Annotated in this window: 19 protein-coding genes, 1 pseudogene and 1 other annotated feature; of the genes and pseudogenes, 18 read left to right on the top strand and 2 right to left on the bottom strand. The window is 34.5% G+C overall.

All coding sequences use genetic code 11. The features are described 5' to 3' along the window. Nucleotides 1-167: 167 nt before the first annotated feature. A pseudogene (locus tag P7J36_RS01370) lies at nucleotides 168-588 on the bottom strand (transposase); the annotation flags it as partial. Between the two features lie 266 nt (nucleotides 589-854). Here P7J36_RS01370 and cps2T point away from each other — a divergent pair. The 13 genes from cps2T (at nucleotide 855) to P7J36_RS01305 (ending at nucleotide 17,541) form a co-directional block, all read left to right on the top strand. Continuing rightward, entirely contained in the window at nucleotides 855-2,003 is a 1,149-nt protein-coding gene (gene cps2T / locus P7J36_RS01365) for a beta 1-4 rhamnosyltransferase Cps2T (RefSeq protein WP_408550970.1), read from the top strand. Further along, nucleotides 2,000-2,929 (top strand): glycosyltransferase family 2 protein, encoded by a 930-nt coding sequence (locus P7J36_RS01360; protein WP_408550971.1) that lies wholly within the window; start codon nucleotides 2,000-2,002, stop codon nucleotides 2,927-2,929. The genes cps2T and P7J36_RS01360 overlap by 4 nt, the downstream gene beginning before the upstream one ends. Before the next feature lie 2 nt (nucleotides 2,930-2,931). Further along, complete coding sequence (locus P7J36_RS01355; protein WP_044668178.1) at nucleotides 2,932-3,738, top strand: ABC transporter permease; 807 nt, start codon at nucleotides 2,932-2,934, stop codon at nucleotides 3,736-3,738. After that, the gene (locus tag P7J36_RS01350; protein ID WP_044668179.1) at nucleotides 3,738-4,961 is read left to right on the top strand and encodes an ABC transporter ATP-binding protein; all 1,224 of its coding nucleotides are present in this window, start codon (nucleotides 3,738-3,740) and stop codon (nucleotides 4,959-4,961) included. The genes P7J36_RS01355 and P7J36_RS01350 overlap by 1 nt, the downstream gene beginning before the upstream one ends. Nucleotides 4,962-4,983: 22 nt before the next feature. Continuing rightward, entirely contained in the window at nucleotides 4,984-6,837 is a 1,854-nt protein-coding gene (locus tag P7J36_RS01345; protein WP_044773444.1) for a rhamnan synthesis F family protein, read from the top strand. Nucleotides 6,838-6,842: 5 nt separating this feature from the next. Continuing rightward, nucleotides 6,843-8,075 (top strand): rhamnosyltransferase WsaF family glycosyltransferase, encoded by a 1,233-nt coding sequence (locus tag P7J36_RS01340; protein ID WP_044668250.1) that lies wholly within the window; start codon nucleotides 6,843-6,845, stop codon nucleotides 8,073-8,075. Then, nucleotides 8,068-9,057, top strand: a complete 990-nt coding sequence (locus P7J36_RS01335; RefSeq protein ID WP_408550972.1) for a glycosyltransferase family 2 protein — start codon at nucleotides 8,068-8,070, stop codon at nucleotides 9,055-9,057. The genes P7J36_RS01340 and P7J36_RS01335 overlap by 8 nt, the downstream gene beginning before the upstream one ends. Nucleotides 9,058-9,155: 98 nt before the next feature. After that, entirely contained in the window at nucleotides 9,156-11,651 is a 2,496-nt protein-coding gene (locus tag P7J36_RS01330; RefSeq protein WP_408562424.1) for an LTA synthase family protein, read from the top strand. Nucleotides 11,652-11,676: 25 nt separating this feature from the next. Continuing rightward, entirely contained in the window at nucleotides 11,677-13,425 is a 1,749-nt protein-coding gene (locus P7J36_RS01325) for a glycosyltransferase family protein (protein WP_208574287.1), read from the top strand. Continuing rightward, nucleotides 13,391-14,317 carry a glycosyltransferase family 2 protein gene (locus P7J36_RS01320; protein ID WP_099872010.1) on the top strand — a complete coding sequence of 309 codons (927 nt, stop codon included), beginning with the start codon at nucleotides 13,391-13,393 and terminating at the stop codon, nucleotides 14,315-14,317. The genes P7J36_RS01325 and P7J36_RS01320 overlap by 35 nt, the downstream gene beginning before the upstream one ends. 68 nt (nucleotides 14,318-14,385) lie before the next feature. Then, nucleotides 14,386-15,357 (top strand): glycosyltransferase family 2 protein, encoded by a 972-nt coding sequence (locus tag P7J36_RS01315; RefSeq protein ID WP_408550975.1) that lies wholly within the window; start codon nucleotides 14,386-14,388, stop codon nucleotides 15,355-15,357. Nucleotides 15,358-15,448: 91 nt separating this feature from the next. Beyond that, nucleotides 15,449-16,798 (top strand): hypothetical protein, encoded by a 1,350-nt coding sequence (locus tag P7J36_RS01310; protein WP_408550976.1) that lies wholly within the window; start codon nucleotides 15,449-15,451, stop codon nucleotides 16,796-16,798. Nucleotides 16,799-17,052: 254 nt separating this feature from the next. Continuing rightward, on the top strand, nucleotides 17,053-17,541 hold the full coding sequence (locus tag P7J36_RS01305; RefSeq protein ID WP_014637746.1) for an EbsA family protein: 489 nt from the start codon (nucleotides 17,053-17,055) through the stop codon (nucleotides 17,539-17,541). On the opposite strand, the gene P7J36_RS01300 is transcribed toward P7J36_RS01305, so the two are convergent. Continuing rightward, the gene (locus tag P7J36_RS01300) at nucleotides 17,530-17,724 is read right to left on the bottom strand and encodes a ferredoxin (RefSeq protein WP_014637747.1); all 195 of its coding nucleotides are present in this window, start codon (nucleotides 17,722-17,724) and stop codon (nucleotides 17,530-17,532) included. The genes P7J36_RS01305 and P7J36_RS01300 overlap by 12 nt on opposite strands. A 50-nt stretch (nucleotides 17,725-17,774) precedes the next feature. Between P7J36_RS01300 and P7J36_RS01295 the strand changes: the two genes are divergently transcribed. From P7J36_RS01295 to rplT, 5 genes are all read left to right on the top strand, one after another. Next, the gene (locus P7J36_RS01295) at nucleotides 17,775-18,257 is read left to right on the top strand and encodes an SAG1386/EF1546 family surface-associated protein (RefSeq protein WP_408550977.1); all 483 of its coding nucleotides are present in this window, start codon (nucleotides 17,775-17,777) and stop codon (nucleotides 18,255-18,257) included. Between the two features lie 9 nt (nucleotides 18,258-18,266). Continuing rightward, nucleotides 18,267-18,944 carry a (d)CMP kinase gene (cmk, locus tag P7J36_RS01290; protein WP_029178663.1) on the top strand — a complete coding sequence of 226 codons (678 nt, stop codon included), beginning with the start codon at nucleotides 18,267-18,269 and terminating at the stop codon, nucleotides 18,942-18,944. A 26-nt stretch (nucleotides 18,945-18,970) separates the two neighbouring features. After that, nucleotides 18,971-19,099: a sequence feature (ribosomal protein L20 leader region), on the top strand. Between the two features lie 40 nt (nucleotides 19,100-19,139). Then, entirely contained in the window at nucleotides 19,140-19,646 is a 507-nt protein-coding gene (gene infC, locus P7J36_RS01285; RefSeq protein ID WP_002940606.1) for a translation initiation factor IF-3, read from the top strand. Between the two features lie 26 nt (nucleotides 19,647-19,672). Next, entirely contained in the window at nucleotides 19,673-19,873 is a 201-nt protein-coding gene (rpmI, locus tag P7J36_RS01280) for a 50S ribosomal protein L35 (protein WP_024375714.1), read from the top strand. A gap of 49 nt (nucleotides 19,874-19,922) precedes the next feature. Then, a complete protein-coding gene (rplT, locus tag P7J36_RS01275) occupies nucleotides 19,923-20,282 on the top strand; it encodes a 50S ribosomal protein L20 (RefSeq protein WP_029180443.1) in 360 nt (119 codons plus the stop codon). Nucleotides 20,283-20,771 lie beyond the last annotated feature (489 nt).

The raw sequence follows: 20,771 nt of genomic DNA, 5'->3' as shown, positions 1-20,771 counted from the left end.
CAATAATATGAATAAGAATAGATTTTATTGGAAGTTTAATATCTAGTAGACTCTTTTGGCTCTTTGTCAACTGTAGTGGGTAGATGAAAAGCTAACACCTAGAGAGGACGAACTCGTTCTCTCTTTTTCTATCTCTTTCTTATTTTTAGGAGATAGGCTGAAAAGGGCTATCCCCAGCCCTTTTCACTGTTCAAAGCGATTAAAATCCGTTTTTTAAAGTTTTAATCTTCCTAAAGCCAAAAGTATTTCGCTTAATGACTTTGATGAGATTATTGGTAGCTTCCAGTTTGGCGTTGGAATAAGGTAATTCCAACGCGTTTAAAACCTTGTCTTTATCCTTTAGAAATGTCTTAAATACCGTCTGGAAAATAGGATTAACAGTAGCTATTTCTTGTTCGATTAGGTCAAAGAAATAGTTTGAGTTTTTCTCTCAGTAATGAAATAGGAGTAGCAGAAAGGGTCCATAGTTCTGTTTTAGCTCGTCCGAGTAGGATAGAAGTTTGTCTAGGATTGCCTGTTTGTTAGATGTATTCGAAACATGGGGCAATAGAATCGTTTATCGCTGAGCTTACGGTTATCCTGTTGGAGAGAAACAGTCTGGGGCTAGAAACTAGAGAGCGAGGGGGCTCATTTGTAGTAAATGCAAACTTTATTTGCTCCATTTCAACTCTTCCTAGGCAGGAGAAATAAATTCGTTGTAATGGCTTTTACACGATTTCTTGTCTCTCTAGGCTAGCATAGGAATCTGTAGAATTTAGCCTACAATAGCACACTAAGTAAACCACGTATAGAATTAGAAAAAAAAATAAAAAAATGGTATAATGAAAAGGACTGCAATTTGATGGAGAGGATTCATGAAACACGTTTTTATTATCGGTAGTCGTGGACTACCAGCAAAATATGGTGGCTTTGAGACCTTTGTCCAACAATTGGTCAGTTACCAGCAATCTGAGAAGATTTGCTATCATGTGGCTTGTTTATCGGATACAAGTCATCACCAACATTCGACCTACCTAGGCGCAGATTGCTTCACCATTAATCCACCAAAACTTGGACCAGCTCGTGTGATTGCTTATGATATGATGGCAATCACTTATGCCCTTAAAATCATTAAGGAACAGCAGATAGAGCGACCAATTTTCTATATCTTGGGAAATACCATAGGTGGTTTCATAGTACCTTTTGCGAAAAAGATTCACTCTGTTGGAGGTACCTTGTTTGTCAATCCAGACGGTTTGGAATGGAAACGGGCCAAGTGGGCTAAGCCAGTCCAAAGGTATCTAAAATTTTCTGAAAAAATGATGGTCAAATATGCTGATTTGATTATTGCTGATAATGAGGGAATTGAGGATTATATTCAATCTGAATACTCGGCTACCAATACACGCTTTATTGCCTATGGTACAGATTTAAGTCCGACTAAGTTAACAAAAGAATCTGAGCAAGTTCGCCAATATTTTACAAATTGGAACATTAAAGAGAAAGAATTTTATCTGATTATCGGTCGTTTTGTACCCGAGAATAACTATGTGACAGCAATTCGGGAGTTTATGGCAAGCAACACGAGACGTGATTTAGTCATCGTTGCAAACCATGAAGGCTCTGCCTATTTTCAAAAATTGAAAGATGAGACAGGCTTTATATCCGATAAGCGAATTAAGTTTGTAGGAACAGTATATGACCAAGAACTACTTAAGTATCTGCGCCAAGAATGTCGAGCTTATATTCATGGACATGAAGTTGGAGGAACCAATCCTAGTCTCCTAGAAGCACTGGCGCAAACCAATGAAAATTTGGTTTTAGGTGTTGATTTTAACCGCAAAGTTGCCCTAGAAGGGGCTCATTATTGGAGTAAAGAATCCGGTAATTTAAGTCAATTGATTAACCAGATAGATAAGCAGATGGAAGCAGAAGACCTAGGTAATATTGCCAAGAAGCACATGCACGAATCCTACACCTGGAGAAAAATTGTCCAAGAGTACGAGGAATTATTTTTAAAATGAAAGTAAACATACTCATGTCGACCTACAATGGTCAACAGTTTTTAACTGAGCAAATTCGCTCTATCCAAGAACAGACTTACACAGACTGGACACTATTTATTCGTGATGATGGTTCCAGTGATCGAACAAGAGAGCTTATTAAAGATTTTGTTGAACAAGATCAGCGAATTCATTTCATAGATGTTGAGACAGATGAAAATCTCGGTGTCATCAAAAGTTTCCATAGATTGGTTCATTATGATACTGCTGATTTCTATTTTTTCAGTGACCAAGATGATGTTTGGTTGCCAGATAAACTGGAAGTTAGTCTGAAAAAAGCACAAACCTATCCAACAAATTTGCCATTGATGGTTTATATGGACCTCAAAGTTGTCAATCAAAATCTAGAGGTTATGGCAGAAAGCATGGTAAAATCTCAATCTCATCATGCCAATACGGAATTGGTGCAAGAGTTGACTGAGAATACTGTGACTGGCGGTGTCGCCATGATTAATCACCATCTTGCTGAAATGTGGCAAGTAACTGAGGATATTTTGATGCATGATTGGTATCTGGCCCTGCTTGCGTCAGCCTTTGGAAATTTGGTATTTATTGATCAACCAGGGGAACTGTACCGCCAGCATTCTGATAATGTTTTAGGAGCTCGAACTCTCTCAAAACGCTTTAAAAAATGGATTCGCCCTCATATTTTATTTGCTATCTATTGGGATTTGATAAAGAATAGTCAAAAGCAAGCCAGCCATTTATTACAAATGTCGCTATCTCAGAAAAATAGAGAATTAGTCGAAGCGTTTGTAACAATTATGGATAAACCAGTGCTAGAACGCTATAAAACATTAAAAAAATATGGTTTGAGAAAAAATAAAACTTTCCATACCTTTGTTTTTTCGAGCTTAATAATTACAAAATTTGCTTATAAGGAATAGTTATGAATTTATTAAATAAAGAAAATCAAATACTCTTAAGAGAGATGATAAAAACAGATTTTAAACTACGTTATCAAGGTTCCTTTATTGGGCATCTATGGTCAATTTTGAAACCAATGTTACTATTTACAATCATGTATCTTGTCTTTATTCGATTTTTGAGAATTGATGATGGTACCCCACATGCTGCTGTTGGCGTTTTGTTTGCAATGGTCAATTGGAACTTTTTTGCTGAAGCAACTAATATGGGAATGTTATCCATTGTATCACGAGGAGACTTATTGAGGAAACTAAGTTTTCCCAAAGAGATTATAGTTATTTCCTCAGTTGCAGGAGCTGCTATTAACTATAGTATCAACTTAATTGTCGTTTTAGCCTTCTCAATTGTGAACGGAATTTATCCTAATGTCAATTTTCTCGTTTTAATTCCTCTCTTTATTGAACTAGTTATTTTGGCTACAGGGATTGCCTTCATTCTCTCAAGCCTGTTTGTAAAATATCGAGACATCGGTCCAATTTGGGAAGTTATCATGCAGGCTGGGATGTATGCTACACCGATTATCTATTCACTAACGTATCTTTTGGATAGAGGGCAAGAACAAGTAGCTAAATTTCTTATGCTTAATCCATTGGCTCAGATTGTCCAAGATATTCGTCACTATATCGTCTATGATGGAAACTTGCGTGGATGGGACCTAATTGGAAACAAGGTAATTGCCTCAGTTCCATATGTCATTCCATTTGTAATTTTTGGGATTGGACTGATTATCTTTAGAAAAAATTCTAAACGTTTTGCGGAGATTCTTTAATGACAAAAAATATTGCAGTAAAAGTTGAACATGTTTCAAAATATTTCAAATTGCCGACTGAAAGTACCCAGAGCCTTCGAACAGCTTTGGTAAATCGCTTTAAAGGGATAAAAGGTTATAAAAAACAACATGTACTCAGAGACATCAATTTTGAAGTAGAAGAAGGGGACTTTTTTGGGATTGTTGGACGTAATGGTTCAGGTAAATCAACACTCCTTAAAATTATTTCTCAAATTTATGTTCCAGAACAAGGAAAAGCAACTGTAAATGGTAAGTTAGTTTCGTTTATTGAACTTGGTGTAGGTTTTAACCCAGAATTAACAGGTAAAGAAAATGTATATTTGAATGGGGCCATGTTAGGATTTACCCAAAAGGAAATTGATGATATGTATGATGATATTGTTGATTTTGCTGAACTTGGTGAATTCATGAATCAAAAGCTGAAAAATTACTCCAGTGGTATGCAAGTACGCTTAGCTTTCTCCGTTGCGATTAAAGCTCAAGGAGATGTACTAATCCTTGATGAAGTATTAGCTGTTGGTGATGAAGCTTTCCAGAGAAAATGTAATGACTATTTCATGGAACGGAAAAAATCTGGTAAAACAACAATACTTGTAACTCATGATATGAGTGCTGTTAAAAAGTATTGTAACAAGGCGGTGCTTATCGAGAACGGTTTGGTAAAAGCTTATGGTGAACCATTTGATGTTGCAGGACAATACCAATTGGATAACACTCATACTAACACCCCTACTACCACATCGAATGAAGAGGAATCGCCATCAAAAGGTGAGCTTGAAACAAATCATCGAATTCAAAATTTGAAAGCAGTATTACTACATGATAAAATTTATCAGCCCGAGGATATACTTCAATTTGAAATCTCTTATGATCAGTTAGTTGATGATGATACTTATCTAGCATTTACATTTTTTGATCTTGATACAGGGCAACCTTTATACAATGATAATTCTATGTACCTGTCAACTACAGGGATTGGTAAAAAAACATTTAGTTATGAGTGTTGCTTAGATTACTTTAATAGTATTAAGGTTAGAATGGTGATGGTTGTGAAGAATAGGGCTTCTGAGATTTTAGCTGTAACACCATTGGATGAGTCGCCGATTGTAACTATCGTTCGCAAAATTGATCAAACTGATTTATCATTGGTGGATTCTGCAGATGGAATTCTTAAAAGACAGGGAACCTTTAAAACAATCTAAAACATGGACTCAGAGGTGTTAAATGAGAAGACTACTAGTATATGTTCACTATAATAAATATAATGCTTATAGTGAATATGTTGATTATCAATTGAGTACAATTACACCCATTTTTGATAGAACTATTTTCATCAGCAATAGTCAATTAAGCACATCAATAGTTGAAAGTTTAGAGAGTAAGTTTAAAATTTCAAATCCTATTATACGAGAAAATGTTGGCTTTGATTTCGCGGCTTGGAGGGATGGGATTTTCAATTTAGATAGTCAAGAACTTCTTGAATTTGATTCCATCACATTTATGAATGATACATGTTTTGGTCCAATTTGGGATTTGGAAGGTTACTATCAAATTTTTGAACAGCAAACTGATGTAGATTTTTGGGGTATGACAAATCATGCTGAGGTTCCAAATAGCGAGCCATTTATTCCAGAACATTTACAATCGTATTTCATGGTTTTTAAAAAGTCTGTTTTTAGTTCTGAAATATTCTTGAATTTTATGAAGAATGTAGAAAATTTTACAGATGTTCAAAATGTAATTAATCAGTATGAAACACAACTAACAAAAATATTGATAGATGCTGGATTTCATTATCAATCCATTTTAGATACAACAAAAATAGAAAATAATGGGAAGTTGAATTTTTCATTAGATCACCCTAAAACTTTGATTGAGGCCAAAATTCCATTCTTAAAAGTTAAACTTTTTGAAATGCACCAACCTATCTCTCCATATATTTTAGAGGAATTAAAGAGACAAACAGACTATCCAACAAACTTGATTATTGACCATCTATCTCAGGTTTACTATCCTGATTCGGTTTTCAAATTAAGTCAAAAACTATTAAAAAAAGAAACAAAGCTAGTAAACTTTGACGAATTTTCTAATGGTGCAGTAGTTATTCATCTTACTGACTTATGGACCTTTAACAGTATTATTGATAAAATAAAATCGTTAGCCAATAAATTCGATATAATTATTTCGGTTGAAAGTGAAGAACTGAAAAAGAGGATTCGCCTTGAATTGGAAAAATTTACTATCGTGGCTCAAATTTTTATTATAGAAAAATGTGGTTTTGCGTTTTCTCCTCTTTACCAACTAAAAGATAATATTACTCACTACAACTATATCGGTTTTTTGAACAGTTTTATGGTTGATTCGGATGACTTTTATAACGGACATTCAACTTACACTGAATTAGCTGATATGATGTTTACCGAGAGCGATAGCATTTTACTCGAATTTTTAAGTAAAAGTAATGTAGGGGTGCTCATTCCTGATGTACCGACTTCATTCCGAATGCAACGCTTGGTCGATGCTGATATGGAGAATAGGCTCTCAAACGAATTGAATCAAGTGTGGAGAGAAGTATCCGAGCGGAAAAATATTGATTTTTCATCATTTGATAGTTTTGTTTTGCCATATGGTGGAGCGGTTTGGATGAAAGATGAAGTGGTCAAGCATTTGCTAAATGTACCAATTAGCCAGTTACTTAGAGATGACTACTCTGATAAAAATAAACTATTTAGCATTATTGATAGACTAGTTGTTTACTTAGCTTGGGATAAAGGATATGATTTTCGAATTATTGAAAATCCAAATTCCCTACCTTCATTTCTAGATAATAAAGTATTGAATCGTCAAAAAGTTTATCATGAGGTTGAAATAATCAAGGAAATTGAGGTAGTAAAAGAAGTTAAAGTAGAAGTCATAAAAGAAGTCAAAATCCCAGTCTACCCAGATTTTTATATTAACATGTCAGACCTTAGTAATAGCAATATTAAAAATCTATTTATTGTTCCGTTTAAGGCGTTAAAATTTATTGTCAAATGGAATTATTACAAATGGAGAATAGGCCGAAAGGAGAAAAAATGAAAAAAATTATTCATAGTACTATTCGTACTTATCGCCAAGAAGGAACCAAGGCAACAATCCGAAAAATTAAAGCGCATCTACTAGGACAAAACCAAGTAGTTGTTACCCCTCCCTCTAAAATAAACATGGACGAACTTCCTCAAATGCCACAATTTTCAGATTTAGCTAGTGCTGATTATATTCATCATCCCTATATTAAACCTGAAAAATTATCCAAAGACAAGTTAAATATTGCTTGGGTATCTCCTCCAGTCGGACCTGGCGGCGGTGGTCATACGACCATTTCGCGATTTGTGAAATATTTACAAAGTCAGGGACATCACATTACATTTTATATCTATCATAACAATACTATTCCACAATCAGCAGGTGAAGCACAGCAGATTTTTTCTCGTTCTTATGGAATAGACGTGGATGTAGAAGAATTAGAAGACTTTAAAAATCAAGATGTAGTATTTGCTACGAGTTGGGAAACTGCTTACGCTGTTTTCAATCTACAAGATGACCATTTGCATAAGTTTTATTTTGTTCAGGATTTTGAACCAATATTCTTTGGTGTGGGATCTAGATACATGCTTGCTGAAGCAACCTATAAGTTTGGTTTTTATGGTATCACAGCAGGGAAGTGGCTTGTAGAAAAAGTTGGTCAATATGGAATGCAAGCAGATTATTTTGATTTCGGTGCAGATATCGATATTTATAAACCCAAAACACCAATTGTAAAGAAGAAGAAAATTTCATTTTATGCTAGGGCTCACACTGAGCGACGCGGTTTTGAAATTGGGGTTATGGCTTTGAAAATTTTCAAAGAAAAACATCCTGAATATGAAATCGAGTTTTTCGGTCAAGATATGTCAAATTACGATATTCCGTTCGAATTTACAGACCGTGGTATTTTAAATAAAGAGCAATTAGCAGCAATTTATCATGAAAGTGTAGCATGTTTAGTTCTTTCATTAACAAATGTATCATTATTGCCTTTAGAATTGTTGGTAGCAGGATGTGTTCCAGTCATGAACGATGGAGATAATAACCGTATGGTTCTCGGTGAGATTGATGATATCCTCTATACGGAAGCCTATCCCGTATCATTAGCAAATAAGTTATGTGAAGCTGTCGAAAGAGCCGATATTAATGAGCATGCCGAACAAATGAGTGATAAGTATACTGGTTTATCATGGGATGAAAGCTATAAAAAAGTGGAGAAAATTATTCGTCGAGAGGTTATAAATGGCTAACCAAATTAAAGCTACAGTATTTATTCCAGTTTATAATGGTGAAAATGACCATTTAGAAGAAACATTGTCTGCTCTTTACAATCAAAAGACAGATTTTAATTGGAATGTCCTTATAACAGATTCTGGTTCAAGCGATAATTCTGTTCCTATTATTCGTAAGTTTGCTGATAAATATGGGAACCTTACGTTAAAGCAGATTGATAAAAGTGAATATTCACATGGTGGAACTCGACAAATGGCGGCTGAAATATCAGACGGAGAGTATATGGTGTATCTTAGTCAGGATGCTGTTCCATACAATCAAAATTGGTTAAATGAGATGCTGGCACCGTTTGAAATTAGTGAAAAAGTCGTTGCGGTACTTGCACGTCAGAAACCTAGAGACTATTGTTTTCCTGCCATGAAATACGACATCAATGCGGTATTTGAGGAGCAAGGGACACCTGATGCGGTGACGATTTGGACTAGAACTGTTTCAGAACAGGTTGGAATGTACACAAAAGAATCATTTTATAGTGATGTGTGTTCAGCAGCTCCACGTCTTTTTCTAGTGAATGAAATAGGTTATCGCCCAGTCAAGTATTCCGAGGATTATGAGTATGGAAAAGATATTATAGATGCGGGATATTACAAGGCATATAATGGCCGAGCAATAGTCGAACACTCAAACGATGTTTTGTTAAAAGAGTATAAAAAACGTATCTTTGACGAAACATATAACGTTCGTCTAAATAGTGGAGCGCCAGAGTCACAAATGAGCTTGTGGTTTATATTCCGTCAAAGTTTGAAAGGGATTCTAAAAGATATACCTAAAATATTGAGTGATAAAGATTATTCTGTAAAGAAGAAATTATATTGGTCAGTTGTTAACCCCTTGTTCCATATTGAGAAATGGCGTGGAATTCGACTTGCAAATATGATAAAACTAGATGAGGATATATCAAGCTTTTCATTAGAACATCAGGGAAAAAAAAGAAAATAGTCTATTAGTTGACAATCTAAATGTTATTTAATTAGGAAGAGAAAGTATTCCAAATGCCTTATTTTAAGAAAATATTTTACGAAAATATGAGAAAAATAATGGATAGAGATTTGAAAATTCAATCAATGAAAAAGTATTTTAAAAAAAGCATACAAAAAGATATACTTATGAAAGTTGTTTTGATGCTAGCAGCTATTGTGATTGGAACATTTTCATTGAGTGAATATTTAGTAGATTATATCACTATTAGCCAGAGTGTAACCGAATTTCGGTATGTATTACAGGTCTTATCCGCTATTTCGATTCTCATTTTTTCATCCTATCTTTCTGTAACTATTGGAGGGGAATTTTTTAGAAAGTTAATAGATTCATATTTTGTATATTTACTCATCTCTTATTTTTTACTAATGACCCAAAATCTTAATAATGAATCTTTTGATATTACCACTTTTGATGTTGATTATTTTTTTGAGATAGGAAGTTTTGGAGTAATTTTTATTATCATTTCTTTAGCATTTGTTCTGAAGTATTTGACCAGCAAAGTTGAAGTGATTAGAAAGCATTCTAATTATTTAAATGAAAATAAGTCAACAAATTTATTATTAGCTTTATTAGTATCAGTAATCGTATTGCACGATAGCAAGCTGATAGAGAAGTTGAAGCAATTTTTAGCATTATCAGATTATAGTGATTATCAGCAGTTCTATTTGCAAATTTTATATTTCTCAGCAACCGTTATACTAATTGTTATTTTTATAACTATTTCATTTTGGCAAGCAATGAATAAGTTGCGAAATAATCAAACTAGCCTATCTTTAGTAATTATTAGTAGCTTATTTTTGGCGATGATTTTCAATTTTTTCATCCAATTTGGCATTCGGATGAACGAAGATTTTTATGGGGAATATATTTTTCCAGGAGCAACTGCATTTCAAATAATATTATTTGCGTTAATCAATTTGACCGTCTACCTACTTTTTAATCGCTATTGGCCATCAACTATTTTGATTATTTTTTCTGGAATTACAGTAGCGATTGTAAATGGAATGAAGTATTCCATGAGGCGTGAACCGCTATTGTTGACAGATTTTTCAATGGTATCTCAACTTGATTTAATCTTTAATTATATAGACTTAAAGATTTTAAGTGTAGCAATTTTATTAATTATTACATCCGTATTTATCACATTCTTTTTAAAGAGTAGATATCTGACGGGAAAAATCATAGCTAAGGTAAAAATCCAATTAGTAGTCCTTTCAGCAGTGTTCACGGTATTTGTTGGTATTCTGACAGTATTTTTTAATCAAGAAAACGGACGAATTGCGGATAATATTCCTATTTTATCCAGACTTAATAATAGTTATAATATTTCTTTCACAGGTCACGCAACTACAGCGCGTTTTCAATCACTATCTTATGTGTGGATGAAACAATTCACTCGTCCGATAATGGACAAGCCAAATAATTATAACCAGCAAACGATTCAAACGTTAGTTGAAAAATATAAAAAGAGGGCTGCCGAAATAAATGCTAGTCGTTCGCAATTGATAGAGGATGAAACAGTCATCTTTATATTAAGTGAGAGTCTAGCCGATCCCACTAGACTTGAAGGAGTAACACTAAGCCAAGACGTTTTGCCTAATTTTAAAGAAATTGCTTCCGAAACGACGAGCGGTTTAATGAAATCGGACGCTTATGGCGGTGGTACTGCGAATATTGAAATTCAAACGCTACTTGGTTTACCATATTATAATTTGTCTTCGTCAATCTCAATATATAATACTGAAGTTGTTCCTAAAATGAAAAAATTACCTTCTATTAGTTATGTCTATCATTCTCAGAATCGCTATGTTATTCATCTTGGAGAAACAAAATTATACTCTAGAGGAGAAGTTTATGGTAAATTAGGCTTCGATAGCTTTATAGCAAACGATAATCTTGCGTTACCACCAACGGAAAGTATAAAATATGGTAATTTTCCAAGCGATAGTTCAACCTATCAAAATATTCTTGATAAACTAGATATGAATCAAAGCCAATTCTTTTCAGTCATTACTTACCAAAATCATGTTCCGTGGTCCATAGGTGAGCCGTCTGAAATCACAGGAGTAGGTGAAGGCTTTAGTGCGGATGAAAATAATCAACTTTCTAATTTCTCACGCCTACTTTTTGAAACGGATAAAGTCACAAAAGAATTTTTAGATAAATTATCAACAATGGAAAAGAAGATAACAGTTGTTTTCTATGGCGATCATCTTCCAGGATTGTATCCTGAAACTCTTTTTAAGAATAATTCAGAGTCCAAGTATTTAACCGATTATTTTATTTGGAGTAATAAAGATAATCAGAAATTAAATTTTCCGTTAATCAATTCCAGTGATTTTCCGGCGGCACTATTAGCACATACAAATTCAAAAGTGTCCCCTTATTATGCACTTTTAACGGATGTATTAGAAAAATCTAGCGTTGATAAAACTGAGTTGGATGAAGAAGGTCAATTAACTGCTGATGATTTGAAGCTTATTCAGTATGATATTACAGTTGGAAAAAATTATTTAAAAAATTACGCTGAATTTTTTAGTGTAGAAAACTAAAAAATTCTACCTATGGAGAGTATTCATGATAAAAAAGATAGTTTATAATAGGTATATTTATCTATTTATATATTCAGTATTGTTTACAATTATTTCTTATTATTCTGCGAATATGTCAAGTATAATATATGACTATCCTTTTCATCTAGGCAGAATTGTTGGTCTAGCTCAATCTATTCGCAATTATGATTTTTTACCTAGCTTAAACTATGTTTTTCTTAAAGGCTCAGGCTATGGTGTGCCTATGTTTTATGGCAACTGGGTCTTATATCTTCCTGCTATAGTTTTTATTAAAACAAAGGTTGCTACACTTTCTTTTGCTGTGTTGGTTTGGCAATCGACTTTCGCAACAGTTTGCACAACTTATTTTACTTTAGAAAAGATGACAGGAAGGTGGCTTCACTCTTTTTGTGGAGCCATTGCAATATCCTGTTCAGTGACATATTTTGGATTTGGGATGACTGCGGTGGTGCCGCTGATTCCTCTGTTATTATATTCAATTTACAAAGTGATTTATAAAGATGAGTGCAATCCAATTCTTTTAGCAATTGTAATTTCTTTATTGGTTCAAACTCATATAATATCTACAGTTGTCTTAGCTATTTTTGCATTAGTTCTAGTTCTGCTGAATATAGATTTGCTAAGTTTCAAAAAAATAAAATCTTTTATCTATTCTGTTCTTATTTCTATTTTATTGCTAAGTGGTTTTATTGTTCAGTATCTTGAGCAGAATGCTTCACAAATATTTTTTGTTAATTGGAAATTACGTGACCATCCTTTTCCCTCTGGAGCCCTAATGGCTCCCGGTAGCATTCTGTCTATTTTATCTAATTATTATTGGCCGATTATATATGTATTTATTTTACTAGCTATTTTTTCCATTAGAAAATTAGATCGTTTCTCAAAGCAGTTAGTTTTTGCTACAGTGTTAATGTTTATCTTTTCTTCTAACATCTTACCATGGCATCTATTAAGGGAGTCCTTTCTATCAGTTTTTCAATATACCGAACGCCTAATCTATCTGTTACCGGTTTTTGTCATTTTTGCACTTGCTAAATCAGCATCCAAAAATATAGTAATTCTAGCAACGGTTCTTCAGTTTTTAATTTATATTTATGCGTTTCCAATGAGATTTACAATAGATGGCATTCCCTACTCTGAGAGAGGTTATACATCAACTACTCGAGAAATTATATTTAATACAAATCAGGATGCTTTAAATGCATATAATAATCCTCTGACTTATCAATATGATACATCTGGTGATGAATATCTGAACATAGATGTAAATCATGAAAATATTAGGAATGGTGTTATTAACAATTTTGAATTTGACGGAGACTCTGTTGAAGTTACCAATATTAGACATGGCTATAATTTATTAGAGTTTGATGTAAAATTGGCCAGTGAAGGGGAGGAACAGCTAATTGTACTCCCAAGAATTTGGTATGAAGGATATATCGCTGAATATTCGGAAGGTGCGAACGGAAGTCAACCTCAGATATTCTATGTTGAAAAAACTCCTGAGGAAATACATGCTGATTTACAAGTAGGAAAACCAGAAAATAATAAGAAAGCATTATATGATGGAAGGGCTACTCTTAAAATTTCCTCCAGTGGTCATGTATCAGTTTACTTTGCTAAAACTACTTTGCAAAAAATAGGTTTCACGGTTGAAAGTATATCTTTTGTATGTTTATTTTGTTATTTGGTGGTATGTAAAATTTTGGAGAAATTAAATGAAAAAACTATCGGTCGTCGTTCCATGTTTTAACGAAGAAAAGACAATTGTTCCCTTTTTAGAATCTATAACGAAAATTGAAAATGAATTAAGCAGTAAACTTCAATTTAGCTATATATTTATAGATGATGGCTCATCAGACGGTACTTTAAAAGTCTTGAAGGAAGTTTCAAGCCAAAATCCGAATATACACTTTATTTCTTTTTCACGAAACTTTGGTAAGGAAGCTGCATTGCTGGCTGGATTGGAGTCGACCGATGGAGATTTTGTGACCGTTATGGATGTTGATTTGCAAGACCCTCCAGAACTTCTAATTGAAATGTATTCGAAAATAAACGAAGGTTACGATATTGTTGCAACTCGTCGATCCAATCGCACTGGGGAACCAGTTATTCGCTCATTTTTTGCTAACCTTTTTTATAAGATAATGAATAGAGTATCAAGTACGGAAATGGTTGATGGAGCACGAGATTTTCGGTTAATGACTCGACAAGTTGTTAATAGTATTTTAGAATTAAAAGAAGTAAATCGATTTTCTAAAGGATTATTTTCATGGGTAGGTTATAAAGTTACCTATATCTCTTATGAAAATCGTGAAAGAATTGCAGGAGAAACATCATGGAATTTTTGGAGTTTATTTAAATATTCTGTTGAGGGATTTATAAATTTTTCTGATGTACCATTAACACTTGCTACATGGGCTGGACTTTGCTCTTTTATTGTTTCAATAATAAGTACTATTTTTGTTATTATTCGCCAACTAATTTTTGCTGATCCAGTTCCAGGTTGGGCGAGCCTAGTGACAGTTATTTTATTCTTAGGTGGGATTCAATTATTAGCTTTGGGTATTATTGGTAAATATATTTCAAAAATTTTTTTAGAAACAAAGAAAAGGCCAATCTATATAGTAAAAGAAAAAAGTTAAATAGTTGGTTACTACTTTTGGATATATACTGATATTGTTCGTTAAAGTAAGTGGAAAAGAGGAGTATAGTGAAGTTTTTAGAATTGCCCATTTTAGCAATTATTGTTCCTTGCTATAATGAAGAGGATGTTTTACCAATTACTGCTCCATTGTTTTTAAAGAAAATACAATCACTAATTGAAGAAGGTTTGGTTGCTAAAAATAGTAGAATAGTATTTGTAGATGATGGAAGTAAAGATGATACATGGAAAATTATTTCTAATCTATCAAAACAATCAGTTCATTGTACTGGATTGCGTCAAAGTCGAAATAGAGGACATCAAAATGCAGTTTATGCCGGCTTGATGGAAAGTAAGAATTGGGCGGATATTACGATTTCCATTGATTGTGATGGTCAAGATGATATTGACGCAATGGATGAAATGATTTTTGCATATATGCAAGGAGCAGAAATTGTATATGGTGTCAGGAATGATCGTGATTCTGATAAATTTTTTAAGAAAACAACCGCTCACCTCTTCTATAAAATGCTGGATATGATGGGAGTGGAAGCTATCTATAATCATGCAGATTATCGTTTGGTTTCTAGTAAAGTTCTGAACGAATTCAAAAAGTTTGATGAGGTCAATTTGTTTTTGAGAGGTATGTTTCCTCTGGTTGGTTTTAATAGCTCTGCAGTTTATTATAAGCGTAACGAGAGAGTAGCAGGGAAAAGTAAGTATCCACTGAATAAGATGATAAATCTTGCATTTGATGGGATTACTAGTTTAAGTGTAAAACCTATTAGATTGGTAACAGTTTTAGGCTTGCTCATGGCTTTTATTAGTTTCTTAGTAATTCTTTGGATTTTTATCAAGTTTTTCTCTGGTCAAACCGTTTCAGGTTGGGCATCAAATGGTACTTTACTCAGCCTATTTTGTGGCGTTCAATTAGTATGTCTGGGGATAATTGGTGAATATATCGGGAAAATCTATTTAGAAGTAAAACACAGACCTAAATATATTATTAGTGATAGAACTGAAATAGAGCATAGGGACTAATTACTTTTTATAGAGATTCTAGTATTAGTAGCATTCACCTTATTATTGGTTATGTTATTATTGATTAAAAACTTTACTTATTGGAGAACTAATGAAACGCTATAGATTCCAAATTTTTTTAATTCTATTCAGTTCTATTTTGTTTTTAACCTATTTAGTATGGGCAAAAACAATTCCATTTGATGGTGCTCCTGATGAGTACTTACGCTATAAGATTCCCATGTTTATATATAAGCATGGACATCTCCCAACTGGCTATGATACCGAAACTTTATTTGATAGAGGTGGAAATTGGTCTTATGGTTTTTATTCTCAGTTCCTAGCTCCATTGTTTAGTGCGCTTTTCATGAAAGTTACGAGTTTATTTAGCCAAAGTGACCAGGCACTGTTATTAGCTGCAAGATTTACTAGTGTTATTAGCGGAGTTTTGACTGCAAATGTGATTGCACTTTCTGTCTGGAGAATCACAAAAAGTAAAATGATTTGCTTGTTTACAATCTTATTTGTTGGACTTTGGCCACAAATTATCTTTTTATCCTCCTACGTTAATAATGACATCATTGGATTGTTGGGAGTAGCTTTAGTCACTGATGTAGTTGTAAAAACAAGCATTGCTCGCAAGTGGACATATTTTGATACCATTTATTTAGCATTGGATTTTATTGTTTGCTTATTGGGATATATCAATACCTATGGTTTTGTATTGTTTGCTGGTATATATTTCCTGTTCGCAATCAACTACTCTAATAAACTGAAGCACAATAGCTTCGTAATGAAAATCAATCATTGTGTCTTACTATCAATTATCTTAATTGTCGTTGTTGCACCATTTTTTGTAAGAAATTATCTCTTATATGGAGATTTTTTTGGCAGTAGTGCCTTTGAAGCTGCTCATCAAAAATGGATTGAACAGGGTGGTGAGTCAATGTTAAATGGCGCTGTTAGTTATGGTAGAAATTTTATAGAGTTTTTTACTTGGCGTAACTATGATTTTATTGTTTGGACTTGGCAGTCATTTATTGGTCGATTTAGCTATATGTCCTTGGTTCTGTCAGACTTTCTCTACAATGTCTATTGGTATAGTTTGATAATTGGAGTATGTTTTAGCATTTTTTATAAGTTTAAAATAAAGCTCTCGATATGGGAAATTTTTGCATATTTATCACTTGCAGGCTCAATGCTAATAACTATTTTTTTACACGTTTATAGGAGTTACTTTACTGATTATCAGCCACAAGGTAGATATATCATTGGATTATTTGTTCCACTATGCTTGATGATGATGTTCGGGTATTGGAAGTTATTAAAAATGTATCCGAAAATTCAAAGACTGGTTTTCCTTATTTCGGCTCTCTTACTTATTTTAAGTAGTATTCATATTTTCAAAAGTTATATTTATGATTTTTACATCATTCGAGGACTCGGTGTTATTTATCATTGATATATATTATTATGGTAAAATACAAAGAATTTGTGGATTTTAAAATTTGTTCAATAAATTAAGGTTTATTGGCAAGTAAACCTTGTCAACTATAAATGGTTGCTGAAAAGTTCGTAATAGAGAGAAGTAAAATATTTCATTTCTTTTACAAATAAGACGCCGTTGTCATGTAAATGTAATAAAAATTTCAAAAGATAGAGGTTTTCATAGGAAAATCTCTTTTTTTGTGCTAGAATAATAGATGGAGGTCCGATATGATCAAAATTTTTGGTAAAATTCGTTACCATTGGCAACCGGATTTATCATGGGCCATTATTTACTGGTCACTTACCTTCACGCCTATTTTCATTGGTATGACACTTTTATTGGAAAAGTTGAGAGTGTCAAGATTATTTATCTTACTGCTCTCTCTCTTTGCTGTATTAGTAGTGCTTGGCTTACATCGCTATTTCGAGATAAAAGAAAAGCATTTACGGATTGCTTCAGCTAATCCTTTTGCAGTACAGAAAATTGAAATTGCTACCATAGAAAAAATTGAAGTTTCTTATCTAGCCATTCGCATATTTTCACAAGAATTTCCCAATGGACAGGTGTATCACATGCGCAAATGGCCGAAAAAATACTTTATTAACCATTTAGCTATTCATAATTGCTTCAAGGGTGAGATTGAATTAATAGACCATTTAATAAAACAGGATTATTTTGAAGAGTATTATACAAAAAAAGCCAAATCAATCCGCTGAAATGGCTTTTGTAGGACATGATTTGATAGCTTTGAGAATATCTGGATTGGGTTCAATCGTTTTCTCAAATTGTGAGTCGTCTGAAAAAACAACGATACCGTCGTCATCATAATCGAATATAGATGAATAGGTTTGACAGAGCCCGCAGGCAATGCACCGTTCAGGAATAAGTTTTATTTTCATATTAGTATTGTAATCATATTTTAATAAAAATACAAGGAGTTTTCTCGATAATGTCACAAGAGCCATGGAATGAAGAAGTTTATCAAACAGAAACAGTTAGTCGAAAAGAACGTTTAAACAAGGGAGTAGCAAGTACAACAGTATTTACAGTCTTGGCAATTATTTTCTTTGTTATCGTACTGATTATTGGTATCACTGCCATCTATTTGTCGGTTGGAGGAAGTAAAACAGATTCAACTAAAGAATTCTATAATCCAAGCTCCGCAGCAGTTGTAGCAGAAAGTTCAACTTCAGTTGCAGAAACACAGGAGTCTACTTCTACTGATGCGACAGAAACAGAAACAACGGAAACAAGTTCCAGTCTAGCAGAAGCTACGGATGGCTCTACCATTACTGTTCAAGCAGGTGAAGGTGTTGGACAATTAGCCGCACGTGGCGGGATTTCAATTGCTGAGCTAGAGCGATTAAATCCAGAGAAAATGACCACAGGGTCTTGGCTTGCGCATCCAGGTGATGTAGTCCGTATTAGATAAAGAGGAGTTATGAAATCAATTCAAATTGCAATTGACGGTCCAGCTTCAAGCGGGAAGTCAACGGTTGCTAAAATTATTGCTAAAAATTTTGGATATACTTACTTAGATACAGGAGCTATGTATCGCTCGGCTACCTATCTAGCCTTGACAAACGGCATAGAGGTCACAGATCAAAATAGAATCGTGGCCTTGCTTGCTCAGTACCCTATTCGATTTGGGCGTGATGAAAATGGTCAACAATTAGTTTTTGTGGGTGATGAAGATGTCACTTTACCAATTCGTGATAACCAAGTAACAAATAATGTGTCGGCAGTAGCAGCACTTCCTCTAGTACGGGAAGAATTGGTACGCTTGCAACAGGAAATTGCCCAGGCTGGCGGCATTGTTATGGATGGTCGCGATATTGGAACAGTCGTATTACCACAGGCGGAACTCAAGATTTTCCTGATTGCTTCAGTGGAAGAGCGTGCCATGCGTCGTTTTAAGGAAAATACGGAACGTGGCATCGAGACAGACTTGGAAATCTTGAAAGAGGAGATTGCAGCTCGTGACCTGAAAGACAGTACTCGGGAGGTTTCACCTTTGAAAGCTGCTGACGATGCCATCACATTTGATACAACAGGAGTATCCATCGAAGGTGTAGTGAAATTTATTTCCGAAAAAGCGAAAGAAATTCTTGACAAGTAGTTTTAGACATGTTAGAATAGTCGTATTGAGAAAAGCAGAAGTGAGAGCTTCTCGCCTTGCGACTAACGTTGTCTGGCTCTACGGATTAAGATTTCTTCGGAAAGAATAATGGTGTAGTGCGGACTTGTTTAGCAAGTCCGTTTCGTTTTTCTCGAAAAATATAAAATGAGGTGAAAAGCCATAGCAAAGCAAGATTTGTTCATCAATGATGAAATTCGAGTGCGTGAAGTTCGTCTTATCGGTCTTGAGGGTGAACAGTTGGGAATCAAACCGCTCAATGAGGCTCAGGCCATTGCTGATAGCGCCAACGTGGATTTAGTATTGATTCAACCGCAAGCTAAACCACCAGTAGCGAAAATTATGGACTACGGTAAGTTCAAATTTGAATATCAGAAGAAACAGAAAGAACAACGCAAAAAACAAAGTGTTGTCACTGTGAAAGAAGTGCGTCTAAGTCCAGTTATTGATAAAGGGGACTTCGAGACAAAACTTCGTCATGCCCGTAAATTCCTTGAAAAAGGAAATAAGGTTAAGGTTTCGATCCGTTTCAAGGGTCGTATGATTACCCACAAAGAAGTTGGAGCGAAAGTATTAGCTGAGTTCGCTGAAGCAACCCAAGATATTGCCATTATCGAACAACGCGCTAAGATGGACGGACGTCAAATGTTTATGCAATTGGCCCCAGCTTCAGATAAAAAATAAGCTTTTTAAGCAAAAGGAGAATTAACATGCCAAAACAAAAAACTCACCGCGCATCAGCTAAACGTTTCAAACGTACAGGTTCTGGTGGATTGAAACGCTTCCGCGCTTATACTTCACACCGTTTCCACGGTAAAACTAAAAAACAACGTCGTCACCTTCGTAAAGCAGGTATGGTACATGCTGGTGACTTCAAGCGTATCAAGTCAATGCTTACTCAAATGCGCTAAGCACTGATATAGCACTACTTATTATTTGAATTATTTGGAGGAAAATTAAATGGCACGTGTTAAAGGTGGCGTTGTTTCTCGTAAACGCCGTAAACGTATTTTAAAATTAGCTAAAGGTTACTATGGAGCTAAACATCTCTTGTTCCGCACTGCGAAAGAACAAGTAATGAACTCTTACTACTATGCATACCGTGACCGCCGTCAGAAAAAACGTGATTTCCGTAAATTGTGGATCACTCGTATCAACGCGGCTGCTCGCATGAACGGTTTGTCATACTCACAATTGATGCACGGTTTGAAATTGGCAGAAATCGAAGTAAACCGCAAAATGCTTGCTGACTTGGCAGTAAACGATGCAGTAGCTTTCACAGCACTTGCTGATGCTGCTAAAGCAAAGCTTGCTAAATAAGTATATAAAATAAAGAGTTTGGTCTGTGTACCAAGCTCTTTATTTTGTTTTAATTCGCTCAGAGCTTGCTAAATTTCAATATGAATGATATACTTAACTGGTAAATTAAAAAGGCGACAAATTTTATTTTATGAAGTAAATGGATATGGAGATGAATCTGGGCAAAGCCCAGCACCGCTTCTCAACGTTAGTGTCAACATCTCAGCGCAGTGGTTGATTGGGTTTAACAGTCCAGTGGAGTGAAACAGTTCGGGGAACTGTTTCAGCCTGAGCCTCGAAGCATGAAAGCGAGGAAGAAGGTTGGAGATAAGATTTGCGAAGCAAATCTCAGCAATTCGTGTTTTACACTCCAAATCTGACCTCTACGACTGATGCGAACAGAGTTCGCCTTATCTCCAACCTCAAACTGTCTCCCAGACAGTTTGAGCTGTGCGGGGGTGGGAGTGAAACAGTCTGGGGATAGACTGTTTCAGCTCAACAACTAGAAAT

The sequence above is a fragment of the Streptococcus suis genome, assembly GCF_046032115.1.
Taxonomy (GTDB): domain Bacteria; phylum Bacillota; class Bacilli; order Lactobacillales; family Streptococcaceae; genus Streptococcus; species Streptococcus suis_AJ.
Note: the sequence above shows the minus strand (reverse complement) of the source record. Positions and strands in the feature narration are given on the sequence as shown.